This is a genomic window from Pseudonocardia sp. C8, from assembly GCF_014267175.1.
Classification (GTDB): domain Bacteria; phylum Actinomycetota; class Actinomycetes; order Mycobacteriales; family Pseudonocardiaceae; genus Pseudonocardia.
The window spans coordinates 5,170,938-5,184,297 of sequence record NZ_JACMTR010000002.1 but is presented as its reverse complement, the minus strand read 5'-3'; the positions used below and the strand labels follow the sequence as shown (position 1 = coordinate 5,184,297).

The 13,360-nt window shown below is 75.3% G+C and carries 13 protein-coding genes; 6 read left to right on the top strand and 7 right to left on the bottom strand.

Features of this window, described 5'->3' with window-relative positions; all coding sequences use genetic code 11:
• Positions 1-2: 2 nt before the first annotated feature.
• Positions 3-863 (bottom strand): helix-turn-helix transcriptional regulator, encoded by an 861-nt coding sequence (locus H7X46_RS24690; RefSeq protein ID WP_186361631.1) that lies wholly within the window; start codon positions 861-863, stop codon positions 3-5.
• A gap of 223 nt (positions 864-1,086) precedes the next feature.
• Between H7X46_RS24690 and H7X46_RS24685 the strand changes: the two genes are divergently transcribed.
• On the top strand, positions 1,087-1,281 hold the full coding sequence (locus H7X46_RS24685) for a hypothetical protein (protein ID WP_186361630.1): 195 nt from the start codon (positions 1,087-1,089) through the stop codon (positions 1,279-1,281).
• A 157-nt stretch (positions 1,282-1,438) separates the two neighbouring features.
• On the opposite strand, the gene H7X46_RS24680 is transcribed toward H7X46_RS24685, so the two are convergent.
• Positions 1,439-2,125, bottom strand: a complete 687-nt coding sequence (locus tag H7X46_RS24680) for a thioredoxin domain-containing protein (RefSeq protein WP_186361629.1) — start codon at positions 2,123-2,125, stop codon at positions 1,439-1,441.
• Positions 2,126-2,238: 113 nt separating this feature from the next.
• On the opposite strand from H7X46_RS24680, the gene H7X46_RS24675 reads away from it, so the two are divergent.
• The 3 genes from H7X46_RS24675 (at position 2,239) to H7X46_RS24665 (ending at position 6,038) form a co-directional block, all read left to right on the top strand.
• Positions 2,239-4,557 carry a heavy metal translocating P-type ATPase gene (locus H7X46_RS24675; protein WP_370588943.1) on the top strand — a complete coding sequence of 773 codons (2,319 nt, stop codon included), beginning with the start codon at positions 2,239-2,241 and terminating at the stop codon, positions 4,555-4,557.
• 73 nt (positions 4,558-4,630) lie between these two features.
• Entirely contained in the window at positions 4,631-5,245 is a 615-nt protein-coding gene (locus tag H7X46_RS24670) for a helix-turn-helix domain-containing protein (protein WP_186361628.1), read from the top strand.
• A complete protein-coding gene (locus H7X46_RS24665) occupies positions 5,238-6,038 on the top strand; it encodes an SRPBCC domain-containing protein (RefSeq protein WP_186361627.1) in 801 nt (266 codons plus the stop codon). Before H7X46_RS24670 ends, H7X46_RS24665 begins: the two co-directional genes overlap by 8 nt.
• A gap of 8 nt (positions 6,039-6,046) precedes the next feature.
• On the opposite strand, the gene H7X46_RS24660 is transcribed toward H7X46_RS24665, so the two are convergent.
• The 3 genes from H7X46_RS24660 to H7X46_RS24650 form a co-directional block, all read right to left on the bottom strand.
• The gene (locus H7X46_RS24660) at positions 6,047-8,080 is read right to left on the bottom strand and encodes a cytochrome c oxidase assembly protein (RefSeq protein ID WP_186361626.1); all 2,034 of its coding nucleotides are present in this window, start codon (positions 8,078-8,080) and stop codon (positions 6,047-6,049) included.
• A 125-nt stretch (positions 8,081-8,205) separates the two neighbouring features.
• Positions 8,206-9,525, bottom strand: a complete 1,320-nt coding sequence (locus H7X46_RS24655) for a serine/threonine-protein kinase (protein ID WP_186361625.1) — start codon at positions 9,523-9,525, stop codon at positions 8,206-8,208.
• Between the two features lie 483 nt (positions 9,526-10,008).
• Positions 10,009-11,304, bottom strand: coding sequence for a geranylgeranyl reductase family protein (locus H7X46_RS24650; protein ID WP_186361624.1), 1,296 nt, complete (start codon positions 11,302-11,304; stop codon positions 10,009-10,011).
• Positions 11,305-11,384: 80 nt separating this feature from the next.
• On the opposite strand from H7X46_RS24650, the gene H7X46_RS24645 reads away from it, so the two are divergent.
• Both H7X46_RS24645 and H7X46_RS24640 read left to right on the top strand, forming a co-directional pair.
• Positions 11,385-11,768: a nucleotidyltransferase domain-containing protein gene (locus H7X46_RS24645; protein ID WP_186361623.1), complete on the top strand. Its 384-nt coding sequence runs from the start codon at positions 11,385-11,387 to the stop codon at positions 11,766-11,768.
• Entirely contained in the window at positions 11,765-12,184 is a 420-nt protein-coding gene (locus tag H7X46_RS24640) for a HepT-like ribonuclease domain-containing protein (RefSeq protein ID WP_186361622.1), read from the top strand. Before H7X46_RS24645 ends, H7X46_RS24640 begins: the two co-directional genes overlap by 4 nt.
• A gap of 6 nt (positions 12,185-12,190) precedes the next feature.
• On the opposite strand, the gene H7X46_RS24635 is transcribed toward H7X46_RS24640, so the two are convergent.
• Together H7X46_RS24635 and H7X46_RS24630 are read right to left on the bottom strand one after the other, a co-directional pair.
• The gene (locus H7X46_RS24635; RefSeq protein WP_186361621.1) at positions 12,191-12,556 is read right to left on the bottom strand and encodes a PH domain-containing protein; all 366 of its coding nucleotides are present in this window, start codon (positions 12,554-12,556) and stop codon (positions 12,191-12,193) included.
• Positions 12,553-13,356 (bottom strand): nucleoside phosphorylase, encoded by an 804-nt coding sequence (locus H7X46_RS24630; RefSeq protein ID WP_186361620.1) that lies wholly within the window; start codon positions 13,354-13,356, stop codon positions 12,553-12,555. Before H7X46_RS24630 ends, H7X46_RS24635 begins: the two co-directional genes overlap by 4 nt.
• Positions 13,357-13,360 lie beyond the last annotated feature (4 nt).

Sequence of the window (13,360 nt, the reverse complement as noted above, 5' to 3'; positions counted from 1 at the left end):
GCTCAGGCGCGGTACTGTCGGCGGAGCACTCGCCCGGTCGCGTCGACGTCCAGCGCGTGGGCGAGCACGTTCCTCCAGACGGCCTCGTAGCCGGCGACGGCGGACTCGCTGTCGTAGTAGCTGTCGCTTTCCGTGCTCTCCAGGTTGACGACCGGCCAGTCGGTCTCCGGGTGGCGCGGCGTGAAGATCGAGAACGTGCTGATCGCGCTGGTCCAGCCGGCCGAGAACGGCAGGATCTGCAGCGTGATGTTGGGCTGCTCGGACCGTTCGAGCAGGAGGCGGATCTGGTCGCGCATGACGCCGGGGTCGTTGATGCGATGGAGCGCTGCCTCGTCCAGGACGACGTGCAGCTCGAGGGGCGGCGCGTCCGACCGCCCGGGCGAGATGACCTCCTGCCGCCGCCGGCGGATCTCGACGAGGTTCTCGATCTCGACGGCGGACAGTCCGACGTCCCCGACGGCGAACAGCGAGCGTGCGTACGCCTCGGTCTGCAGCAGTCCGGTGACGGGCATGCAGAAGGTCCGCTTCCTGCATGCCTCGGCCTCCAGCGAGATCAGCAGGTTGAGGTCCGCGCCGGCGACGGTCGCGCTCAGCGGCTGCCACCAGCCCGGTGACTTGGCCTCGCTCGCCCAGTCGAGGACCTGGGACCGGACGTCGTCGGCAGCCTCGTACCGGTCGAGGAGATCGCGCACGTCGCGGAACTTCGGTTCGACCTGACCGGTCTCGATCCGGCTCAGCTTCGAGGGGGAGATCTCCAGGTCCCTGGCCACCTCCCCCAGCTGGAGGCTCTTGGCGGTCCGGAGCTGTTTGAGGACGTGACCGAGCCGGCGCCGGATCACCACGGGACCGTGTGTGACGGTCATGTCTCCTCCTCGGCGCCACCTCGACGATCAGAGTACTCACGCACCGGGGCGATGCAATTGCGTTCGAGTGGGTTTGCATCGATGCGAGATTGCATCTGGTGACGTCGCCACCCATACTCTGTTCCCGACACCTGAGCAGCGGTCACCGCCGCTGAAGGGGGTGCGCCATGCACGACCATGACGGCACCACAGCCGGTGCCGCAGGCCGGGGAGGCGGGGAGAGATGACCGCCTCCCTCGTCGTCGGCGGCGGGATGCTCCTTCTCGTCTGGTTCGCCGTGCTCATCGGGATCTCGATGGACACCGAGGCTCAGCGCCGCGAGTGGCGGCGGGTGGCCCGCGAGCGCCGCGCGCTGCGGGAGGAGGGGCGGCCGCTCGAGGGCGGCGGGCTCTGCGCGGACTGTCCGTTCCGCCGGTGACACGCCGGCACCCCGCCTGCGCCGCGACCCGGTCCCCGTTCCGCGGAACGTGCCCCGGCCCGCGACGGAGGAGTCGAGATCGACGGTTGTGGAGTGCAGCGTTCGCGTGGCGAGCGCTGCACTCCACAACCGGTGATCATCGCCCGAGGGCGCGAGCTCAGCGCGCGAGTGCCTGCCGCAGGCCGTCCGGGGTCGGGTTGTCGACCTTCTGGCCGTTGACCAGGACGGTCGGGGTGCTCTGCACCTGGGCCTGGAAGGCCTGCTGGGTGATGCCCTGCGCCCACGGCTCGTAGCGCTCGTCGGAGATGCACTGGCCGATGTCCGGGCCCGCGCCCGCCTGCTGGGCGAACTGCGTGAGCTGCTCGGTGGTCAGGCCCGGGTCGCCCTCCGTGGGCTGGTTCGCGTAGAGCAGCTTCTCGAACTGGCGGAACACGCCGGCGTCGGCGGCGCAGCCGGACGCGGCGGCCGAGCGGGACGAGTACTGGTCCGGCGACACCCGGTCGAGGATCGCGATCGGGTGGTAGATGATCTGGGCCTGGCCGGTGTCGCGCAGCTCGTCGAGCGCCGTCCCGGAGATCTCCTCGAACTGCTTGCACGCGGGGCACTGGAAGTCGAGGTAGATGTCGATCTTGTTGGGGGCGGCCTCGTTCCCGGTCGGGACGCCCTGCGCGGTCGCGTTCCTCGGCACCACGAACTCGCCCGGCTGGCTGTTCCAGTACACCCCGAAGCCGACGAGCGCGGCGAAGGCGACCACGACGATGATGCCGATCACCGTCGCCTGGGAGGGGCCCTGCTTGGTGGTGAGCGGGTTCTTGGTCGGCGGTGCCTTCCTCTTACCGGCCATCATCGGTCCTCCTCGGGGGTGGTCGTCACGTCTCTGTTGTACTGGCCTCTTGCGTCCGGCCGCGCCCCGGGGTAGGGGCGGCGTCGTGTGACGTCGTGTAGAACCATGGAGGCGTGAGCATCGCCGGGCACGTCGAACACCGCGTCGACCACAGCGGGGCCGTCCGCACGGTCGAGCTGCGTATCGACGGTATGACCTGCGCCGCCTGCGTCAACCGGGTCGAGCGCAAGCTCGGCAAGCTCGACGGGGTCCGGGCGACCGTCAACCTGGCGACCGAGCGCGCGCTCGTCGAGTACCCGGGCGGCACGTCGGTCGCCACGCTCGTCGAGACCGTCCGGAAGGCCGGCTACGGCGCCACCGAGGTGGCAGGTCCGGCCGACACCGGCGACGAGGCCACCGAGGACGACACCGCGCTGCGCAGGCTGCGGCTGCGGATGGCCGTCGCGCTACTGCTGTTCATCCCGCTCGCCGACCTGTCGCTGGCGATGTCGCTGGTCCCGACGCTGCGCTTCCCGTTCTGGCAGTGGGTGGTCGTCGCGCTCGCCCTGCCGGTCGTGGGGTGGGCGGCGTGGCCGTTCCACCGGACCGCGTTCGTGAACCTGCGTCACGGCACCACCTCGATGGACACCCTCGTGTCGCTCGGGGTGATCGCGGCGTCCGCGTGGTCGCTCGGGGAGATGGCGTTCCTCGACACCCGCACGACGCTCACCGGCTGGGACGCGGTGCTCCACCCCTCCGGGCCGCTCTACCTGGAGGTGGCCGCAGGCGTCACGACGTTCGTGCTGGCCGGGCGCTACTTCGAGGCCCGCGCCCGGCGCACCGCGGGCCGGGTGATGCGTTCGCTGGCCGCGCTGGAGTCCGACGAGGTCACCGTGGTCGTCGACGGGGCCGAGAAGCGGGTCCCGGTGGGACGCCTGCGGGCCGGTGACCGCTTCCTGGTCCGGCCCGGCGAGCGGATCGCCGCCGACGGGGTCGTCGAGACCGGGCGCGCAGGGGTCGACACCAGCGCGATGACCGGCGAGCCGGTCCCGGTCGAGGCCGGGCCGGGGGACCGGGTCATCGGGGGGACCATCCCGTCCGGCGGGAGCCTGGTCGTCGTCGCCGAGCAGGTCGGTGCGGACACCCGGCTGGCCCGGATGATCGCCGCCGTCGAGCGGGCCCAGACCGAGAAGTCCGCGACCCAGCGGCTCGTCGACCGGGTGTCGTCGGTGTTCGTGCCGGTCGTGCTGGGGCTCGCCACGGCCACGCTGCTCGGCTGGCTGCTGCTCGCCGGGGCCGGGTGGACCGGGGCGATCGGGCCGGCGATCGCCGTGGTGATCATCGCCTGCCCGTGCGCGCTGGGGCTGGCGACGCCGACCGCGCTGATGGTGGCCACCGGCCGCGGCGCCGAGCTGGGCATCTTCGTCAAGGGCTACCGGGCGCTGGAGACCACCCGGGCCGCCGACACCGTCGTCCTCGACAAGACCGGGACCCTGACCGCCGGCCGGATGAGCGTCGCGGACGTCGCGGTGACCGGCGGGGCCGACCCGGCCGTCCTGCTGGGCCGGGCCGCCGCCGTCGAGGCCGGCTCGGAGCACGCCATCGCCGCCGCGATCCGTGACCACGCTCGCGAGGCCGGTGCGGCGGTCCCGCCGGTCGAGGACTTCGTGGCCCTGCCCGGTCTCGGCGCCCGCGGCCGGGTCGACGGGACCGTGGTGACCGTCGGCCGCCCTCCGGAGGACGCGGGCGCGCTCGCCGGGCGGATCGCGGCCTGGGAGGAGCTCGGGCACACCGTCGTCGCCGTGCACGCCGGTGACGTCCTCGCCGGGGCGATCGCGCTGTCCGACCCGGTCAAGGAGTCCGCGCCGGTCGCGGTCGCCGAGCTGGTCGCGATGGGCCTGCGCCCGGTGCTGCTCACCGGTGACCGGCCGGCCGCCGCGCACGCCGTCGGCCGGGCCTGCGGAATCACCGACGTCGTCGCCGGGGCGCTGCCCGACGAGAAGGTCGAGCACGTCCGGGCGCTGCAGGCCCGGGGCCGGACGGTCGCGATGGTCGGCGACGGCGTGAACGACGCCGCCGCGCTCGCCGCCGCGGACCTGGGCATCGCGGTCGGGTCGGGCACCGACGTCGCGCTGGAGGCGGCCGACGTCGTCCTGGTGCGCGACGATCTGCGGGTGCTCCCGGCGACCGTGGAGCTCGCCCGGTCCACGATGAGCACGATCCGCGGCAACCTGTGGTGGGCGTTCGGCTACAACACCGCGGCGATCCCGGTCGCGATGGCCGGCCTGCTGAACCCGCTGCTCGCCGGCGCGGCGATGGCGGTGTCGTCGTTCCTCGTCGTGACGAACAGCCTGCGGCTGCGCAAGGCGGCGAGCTGGGCGGACGGGGCCCTCGGCGCCGTCCGCGCCCCGGTGTCCGACGACGAGACGCGCTACGTCGAGGCCCGCGCCTGATCCTCCGGTTCCCCCGCTCGCAGCGTGCCGAACCCGCATTGACAAAAAATCCTGTCAATGCTGTCCTGGGCGCGTGCCCACCGATGCCGTCGACGTCATCGCCACTTCCGGGGCGGCGATCGCGGCCCTCGACCCGACCCGCTCCCGGCTGCTCGCCGAGCTGGCCGAGCCGCGCTCGGCCAGCGAGCTCGCCCGGGCACTGGACCTTCCGCGGCAGCGGGTGAACTACCACGTCCGCCGCCTCGAGGAGCACGGGCTCGTCGAGGGCGCCGGTGAGCGCCGCTGGGGCGGCCTCACCGAGCGGCTGCTCGTCGCGACCGCGCGGGCCTACCTGGTCTCGCCGGAGGCGCTCGGGCCGGCCGGCTCGGGCGGGCCGGACCGCCGCCCGGACCGGCTGTCCGCGGCGTACCTGGCGGCCGTCGCCGGGCGGGCGCTGCGCGAGGTCGGCGCGCTGCTGCGCCGGTCGCGCGCCACCGGGGCCCGCGCAGAGACGTTCACCCTCGACGTCGAGATCACCTTCGCCACGCCCGACGCGCGGGCCGCGTTCGCCCGCGACCTCGCCGACGCCGTCACCGGTGTCGTCGCCCGCCACCACGACGAGCGGACCCCCGGCGGCCGCCGGCACCGCCTCGTCGTCGGGGCCTACCCACTACTCGTGCACGACCGTGAGGAGCAGCCCGATGCCTGAGATCCGCGCCTTCACCGACGACGAGGACGGCCGCTACCGCGCGGTCGTCGAGGTCGAGGTCCCCGGGACGCCCGACCGGATCTGGGAGCTCATCGCGACCGGTCCGGGCGTGGAGGCCTGGTTCGTGCCCGCCGAGGTCGAGCCCCGCGAGGGCGGCCGCATCGTCACCCACCACGGCGACTTCGGCGACTCCGAGGGCGTGGTCACGGCCTGGGAGCCGCCGCACCGGATCGCCTACGACGAGGCCGGCTGGCAGGGCCCGGACACCCCGGTCCCCACCTGGAACACCGAGATCCTGGTGGAGGCCGTCTCCGGGGACACCTGCGTGGTCCGGCTCTCGTCGGGGTTCCTCGCCGGCGGCGACGCGTGGCACGACGTCATCGACGGGACCCGCCGGGGCTGGACCGGTGCGCTGCGCAACCTGTACCTCTACCAGGCCCACTTCGCCGGGCTCCCGGTGACGACCCTGTGGGTGACGCACCAGCTGCCCGACGACGCCGGCGACGTGCTCGCCGCGGCCGGCCTGCGGTCCGCCCGGCCCGGCGACGAGATCACCACCGCGCCACCCGCGCCCGCGTTGTCCGGGGTCGTCGAGCACCGTGACGACGACTCCGTGGTCGTCCGGACCGTGCAGCCCTGCCCCGGCATCGCCGAGGTCGCCACGATCCGCTACGGCGGGGCCTGGGCGGTCGTCGGCTGGCACCTCTACGGCGAGCACGGTCCCGAGGTGCGGGACCGGGAGCGGGAGGCCTGGTCGGCCTGGCTCGCCGGGGCCGTGGCCGCCACGGGCTGATCCGCGGGTCAGCCGCCGCCGCGGCGCAGCCGGTCCAGCATCGCGTTGTACGCCCGCAGCTCGGCGTCGTCGTCCCGCTCGGCCTGCCGGTCCTTGCGGGCGGCCTCGCGGGAGTCGTCCCGGGACCACTGGACCACGAGCGCCACCATCACCAGCAGCATCGGGATCTCGCCGGTGGCCCAGGCGATCCCGCCGCCGACCTTCTGGTCGTCGAGCAGGTCCAGCCACGGCAGGCCGACCTGGCCGTAGAAGTCGCGCCCCAGCACGGCCGACGAGCTCATCACCGCGATCCCGAAGAACGCGTGGAACGGCATCGTCGCCAGCAGCAACGCGAGCCGGCCCAGGTGCGGCAGCCGGTGCGGGCTCGCGTCGACGCCGATCAGCGGCCAGAAGAACAGGTAGCCGACGAGCACGAAGTGCACGTTCATCAGCTGGTGCGTCCAGTGGAACCGCAACGCGACGTCGAACAGCGGCGTGAAGTACAGGACGTAGAACGAGCCCACGAACAGGACCGCGGCGCACGCCGGGTGGGTGAGCACCCGGGCCACCGGCGAGTGCACGGCGGCGAGCAGCCACTCCCGGGGCCCCGGCGGGTTGCCGCGGCCGGCCGGGCGCAGCACCCGCAACGCCAGCGTCACCGGGCCGCCCAGCGCGAGCAGGATCGGGGTGAGCATGTTCAGCGTCATGTGGCTGATCATGTGGACGCTGAACATGGCCGGGGAGTAGAAGCCCAGCCCGGACGACGTCGAGAGCAGCAGGGCCGCGCAGCCCAGCATCCAGGCCCAGGTCCGCCCGGTCGGCCAGCGGACGTCGCGGGCGGCGAGCCGCCGTACCCCGGCCGCGTAGAGCCCGGCCAGCAGCAGCGCGCCGGTGCCGAACAGGATGTTCCAGCGCCACTCGGTGAGCAGGGTCAGCGCGGAGAACGGCCGCGTGACGTCCCAGCCGATCAGCGTCTCCAGCGCGGAGTCGGAGCGGGCGACGAACCGGGGCGGGACCAGCCGGGTCCCGGCGACGCCCAGCGCCGCGACCAGCCCGCAACCCACCGCCAGCGCGGCGAGCAGCCGGGTCGCGCCACGGCCGTCCGGGGCGGCGGACAGGACCCGCGCGAGCAGCCCGGTTCCGGCGACGAGCAGCACCAGCAGCACCGCGGACCCGGCCACCGCGCGGACGTAGGCCGAGCCGGTGAGCGGCCCGCCCCAGAACGCGACGGCCTGGAACACGGCCTCCCCGACCAGGTACAGCGATCCGGACCCGGCCAGCAGCGCGCGGCCCCGGCGGCCGGGCGCCCCGGCGAGGGTCCCGCCGTGGAGCCGGTACGCGGCCAGCGCGCAGGCCACGCCGAGGAACACGACCCCGGCGGCGGACCGCAGCATCACGCCGTCGCCGCTCCAGTCGTGCGCCATGCCGGTGGCGGCCGGGTGCACCGCCGCGGGGACGACGGCGGTCGCCGCCGCGACCAGGCCCAGCGCGGCCGCGGTGCGCCAGCCGAGCGCGACCGCCGCACCGGCGGAGACCGCGAGCAGCAGGACCCCGGCGACCGTCCAGCCCATCGGCTCCTCGAGCGTGGCCGCCGCGCCGAGCCAGCCGAACGGGCCGGCCCCGGCCAGGTCACCGAGCCCGGTGCCGGTGGTCTCGGCGACCGACAGCCAGCCGGTCGCGATCGCGGCGACCCCGCCGAGCAGCGCGGCGAGCGCACCGCGGCGCACCGCCCGGTAGCCGTGCACGTCCACCGTCCCGGACGGCTGCGGCGCGGCGACGAACCCGGCCACCAGCAGCGAGCCCGCGGCCAGCGCCGTCCCGGCCACCGCGGCGACCCGGGCCAGGAGCCCGGCGATCCGGACCCCGTCGGCGGGGACGGGCAGGCCGCCCTGCCGCCAGAAGCCGTCGTCGCCGAGGGCGGCCGCGACGGCGACCCCGCCGCAGACCGCCACCAGCAGCACGGTCGCCGCCGTGGCGAGCGCCCGGCGGTCGCGTCGCACCGCGACCGGGGCGTCGTCCGGCCGCGGTCCCTGTGCCGCTGCCGGCTCCGTGCTCGCGCTCACCGGTGGCTCCTCCGCAGGTCGAACCGGGCGCGCCGGTCACATCGGGCCGGCCCGCGCTCTCCCCACGATGGTCCCCGATGACCCGGGACGCACGCCGCCCCGGGTAGCGGACACCACCGCGGGGGTCAGTTCCCGCCGCTCCCGCCGCCGGAGACGGTCGACCACCAGTCCTGCAGCGTGCTCCACCAGCCCTGCGCGTCCTGCCCGATCTCGCCCGGGTCCGGGAGGTTCGACGGGAGCGAGGGCAGCTGGGTCGGGATGTTCGACGGCAGCGACGGCAGCTCGGTCGGGATGTTCGACGGCAGCGAGGGGATCGGGAACCCGCCACCACCGCCCCCCTCCTCGGACGGCGGCGCCTCGGTCGTCGCGGGCGCGCTCGACTCGGTGGTCGGGGGCGGGGCCTGGGTCTGCGAGTCGTCCCCGCCGAACAGCAGGTACCCGATCAGCAGCACCAGCAACGCCACCAGGAACGCGCCGATCGCGATCCACTTCCCGGCGCCCGAGGAGCCGAGATCCTCGCGTTCCGGCTCGGGTTCGGGGGCGACGGGTGCCGGGGCGGCGGCGAGCATCTCGGCGACCCGGCCGGCGTCCAGGCGCCGCCGCGGGTCGGTGGCGGTGGCCTCGGTGATCGCCGACCGCAGCGGCTCCGGGACGTCGGAGGGCACGACCGGCGCGCGGTGCACGCGCTCGGCGGCGCCCTGCAGCCCCTCGCCCTGGTACTCCTGCCGGCCGGTCCAGGCCTCCAGCAGCACCAGGCCGAGCGCGTACACGTCGGTCGGCGGGCCGACGTCCCGGCCCTGCACCTGCTCGGGGGACAGGTACGCGGGCGTCCCGAGGATCTCGCCGGCCGCCGTGTGGCCGTCGGCGCCGAGCAGCGCGGCGATGCCGAAGTCGGCGAGCCGGGCCCGGCCCTCGGCGTCGATCAGGATGTTCGACGGCTTCACGTCCCGGTGGGTGACGCCCTGGCCGTGCACGTAGTCGAGGGTCCGGGCGACCTCGGCGCCGATCCGGCGGATCTCCTCGGGCGGCAGGTCCTCGGCCGCGATCACGGCCTTGAGCGACGGGCCGTCGACCAGCTCCATCACCAGGTAGGCCCGCTGCGGTTCGACGGCGAAGTCGTGCACGGCGACCAGACCCGGGTGGCGCAGGTTCGCCATGACCTGCGCCTCCTGCTCGAACCGCTGGTCGGCGGTCGGGTCGTCGGCCGCGCCGAAGATCTTGACCGCGACCGGCCGGTTGAGCCGGGTGTCGGTGGCGCGGTGGACGTCGGCCATCCCGCCCTGGCCGATCAGGCCCTCCAGGCGGTAGCGGCCGCCGAGCAGCTCAGGCTCGGTGACCGGGGCGGGCATCATCCGGGTCGCGTCCGGGCGGTGCTGCCGCGGCGGGCCGTAGGCGGCGGTCGGCGGCGGACCGACGTGCCGGGTCGCGTCCTCGCCCGGACCCATCCGGCGGGTGCCGTCCGGCGGGCCGCCGTGCTGCGCACCGGCGGCCGGGCCGCCGCGCGGAGCACCGTGCGGCGGCGGGCCGTGCGGCGCGCCCGGGGGCGGTGGGTGGCCCGGCCGCGAGCCCGGTGCCGGCGGGGCACCGTGCGGGGCGGGCCCGGGCGGGCCCGGCTGTCCGGGGCGGTTCCTCGGGTTCTCGTCGGCGCGGACGGATCCCCGCCGGTGGTTCCCGGTCTGCCACGGACCGGGCGTCCCCCGGCGGGTGCGGTCCTGATCGTCCCCCCGCTGCACGGGCCCTCCCGGTGGTCGGTGTCCCGGCCGGTCCGCGGCAAGCGGGAGCCGGCCGTCCGCCTGGTGGCGGAAAGGTCGGCCGACCGTACCGCCACCGCCACCGCGCTGATCCGGACGGCACGCGGGCGGGACGCGTGATCACCCGTTGTGGAGTGTGGCGCTCGTTTCGCGAACGCCGCACTCCACAACGGTCGATCACCCCGCGACGGACGGGCCCGCGACCCGGTTCAGCAGGTCGGCGGCCGGGAACGGCGGGCGGTCGTCGAACCGCACCGACAGCTTCCCCGCGGCCCGCCACGCCCGCGCGGTGAGGTCGCGGTCCTCGTCGGTCACGAGGTTGCCCATCACCCGCAGCGCGACCGTCATCAGGGCCCGCGAGCGCATCCCGACCGGCCCCGCCAGCGGCAGCAGGCGCGGGATGGTGATGAGCCCGGCGAGCCGGCGGGCGATCGAGAACGCCAGGCCGTAGTGCGACCGCAGGGTGGCCGGCCAGGCGCGGGCGAGGTCGGCGCCCGCGGTGAGCAGCTCGGCCACCAGCCGTCCGGTCTCGAGGCCGTAGTCGATGCCCTCGCCGTTGAGCGGGTTCACGCAGCCGGCCGCGTCGCCGATCAGCGCCCAGTTCGGCCCGGCGACCCCGGAGACGGCGCCGCCCATCGGCAGCAACGCCGAGCGGACGAGCTCGACCTTCCCGTCGAGCGCCCAGTCGTCGCGGCGCGCGGCCGCGTAGTGCTCGATCAGGCCGCGCAGCTTGATGTTGGCCGGGCGCCGGTCGGTCGCGAGGGTGCCGACGCCGATGTTGACCCGGCCGTCGTTGAGCGGGAACAGCCAGCCGTAGCCGGCCAGCACCTCGTCGGCCTGGCCGCGCAGCTCCAGGTGCGAGCTGATCCACGGGTCGTCGTGCCGGCCGGAGGCGACGTAGCCGCGGGCGGCGACGCCGTACGCGGTGTCCTGGTGCCATTCGCGGCCGAGCACCCGGCCCAGCGTGGAGCGGGCCCCGTCGGCGACGACGAGCCGCCGGCACCGCACCGACCGGCCGTCGGCGAAGGTCACCGACTCGACGCGGCCCCCGGCGTAGGTCACGTCGACGGCCTTGGCCCCCTCGACCGGCGTCACCCCGGAGTCGAGTGCGGCCTGCCGGATCCCGGCGTCGAGCCGGGTGCGGGGGATCGCCGAGCCGTGCGCCGGCAGCGACCCGCCCGGCCAGGGCAGCTCCAGGACCTGCCCGAACCCGTGCGCGCGCAGCCCGTGGTTGGTGCCGTGCCCGTCCACCCACGCGCCGAGCCCGAGCCGGTGGAGCTCGGCGATCGCCCGCGGGGTCAGCCCGTCCCCGCACGCCTTGTCCCGGGGGAACGTGGCCGCATCGGCGAGCACGACGTCCAGCCCGTGCCGGGCCGCCCACGCGGCGGCCGCGGACCCGGCCGGCCCCGCCCCGACGACGAGCACGTCCGTGCTCTCCGGGGCGGGCGTGCTCGGCGGCGAGGCGGTGGTCATGCGACCAGTGTCGCAACCGGACGCGCGACCCCGCCGCCGAGCGTGCGCCCGGTCACGGCGGGTCCCGTTACGGTGGGGCCATGACCGGCCCGGATGTGCCCGACGCCCTGCGTGCTGCCGCCGCACGGACCCCGGGACTGGACCTCCTGCTGCTGCACGGCTCCCGCAGCCGCGGTGAGGCACATCCCGGTTCGGACTGGGATCTCGGCTACCTGGGCGAGGTCGACCCCGCCCGTCTTCTCGACGCGGTCGCGAGCGCGCTCGGGACCAACCGCGTCGACCTCGTCGACCTCGCCCGGGCCACGGCCCTGCTCCGGTTCGAGGCGGCGCGGGACGGCGTCTGCATCCACGAGACCGCCGGGTCCCACCGGCGGTTCGTCGTCGACGCGACCACGTTCTGGTGCGACGCCGGCCCCGTCATCCGCCGGGCCCAGGACGAGGTCCTCGCGGAGCTCGGCCGGTGAGCGGGGCGATCCGTCCGGAGCTCCTCGCCGAGCGGGCGGCGACCGTCCGGCGGCACCTGACCCGGGTCGCCGACCGGCTGCCGGAGGACCCGGAGGCGCTCAGGCCGATGACCGACGTGACCGATGCCGTCGTCCTGCATCTCTGGCAGGCGATCCAGGTGGTCATCGACATGGCGGTCTCGTCCTGCGTCGCCCTGGGACTGGGCTCCCCGCCGACCTACGGTGACGCGTTCCGGACCCTCGGGCGGCACGGCGTACTCGATCAGGGCCTCGCCGACCGGCTCGCCCGGGCGGCCGCGTTCCGCAACCTCCTGGTCCACGCCTACGGCGACCTCGACCTCCGGCGGGTCCACGCGATCGCCTCCGAGGGGCCCGCCGACCTGCTCGCCTTCCTCGCCGCCCTGCGCGACGCCTGAGCCCGTTCAGCGGGTGAGGTGCCCGAGGATGACGTCGTGGGCCAGCCTGACCTTGTCGTCGCCCCGGAACTGCACCTCGTAGGACTGCGTCCCGACCGTCACCGAGATCGTGCTGGAGCTCGCGAACCGGCCCAGCACGTTGCGGTCCGCGACGAACGAGACGGTGCTGATCCGGGAGTACGGGATCGAGGTGATCGCCGTCTTCTTCCGGGCGAACGAGTTGTCCTGCAGCACCACCCGCCGGTCGGTGAGGCCGAGGAACCCGGTCCCGGCCCCGACAGCGTCGAGCACCGCGACGATCCGCTCGCCCTCCAGCAGGCCGGCCGCGACCTTGTCCAGCTGGTCGCGCTTGTCGAAGACGGGTTCGCTCATGCCTCCCATCCTGCCGTGGCGGGTGCCGCGGCCCACTGCTCGGCCGCGGCGAGGGCCAGGTCGAACAGGCCCGAGCGGGCCGCCCGCGCCGTCATCCAGCCGCGGTGCTCCCACTCCGGGCCGGCCAGCGAGTCGGCGGCCAGGAACAGCTGGCCGTACCGCACGCCGAGCCGTCGCGCGGCCGCCACCAGCGCGGCGGCCTCCATGTCGACGACCGCGCAACCTTCCTCCCGGCGCCGCGCGACCCGCTGCGGGGTCTCGCGGTAGACGGCGTCGGTGGTCCAGGCCCGGCCGACCACCCAGGGGATGCCGGCGCCGCCGAGCACGCGTTCGAGGACAGCGATCCCGCCCGGGTCGGCGTCGAGCGTGCGCGACGGCGGCTGGTAGTGGAACGACGTCCCCTCGTCGCGCAGCGCGCTGCCCAGGATCACCGCGTGCCCGAGCGTCAGCTCGTGCCGCAGCGCCCCGGCCCCGCCGACGCCGACGACCGTGCGCACCCCCAGCGCCACCAGGATCTCCAGGAAGATCGCCGCGAGCGGCGCCCCGACACCGGGATGCAGGACGGCGACCGGCCGCCCGGCCGGCCCGCGCGCCTGCCAGACCGGGGTGCGGCCCAGCTCGGTGCGCAGCACGGACAGCGCGCGGGCCTCGCCGGCGCCGACCGCGTCGACGACCTCGGGGAACCAGCAGAGGACGGCGGCGTCCGGCATGTCGTCCGGGCGGCGCACGAGTGCCGTGGCCCGGATGACGCCCTCGGCGTCCAGGTCGTCCTCGAACAGCGGGAGCGCGGGGAGGTCCACCGGG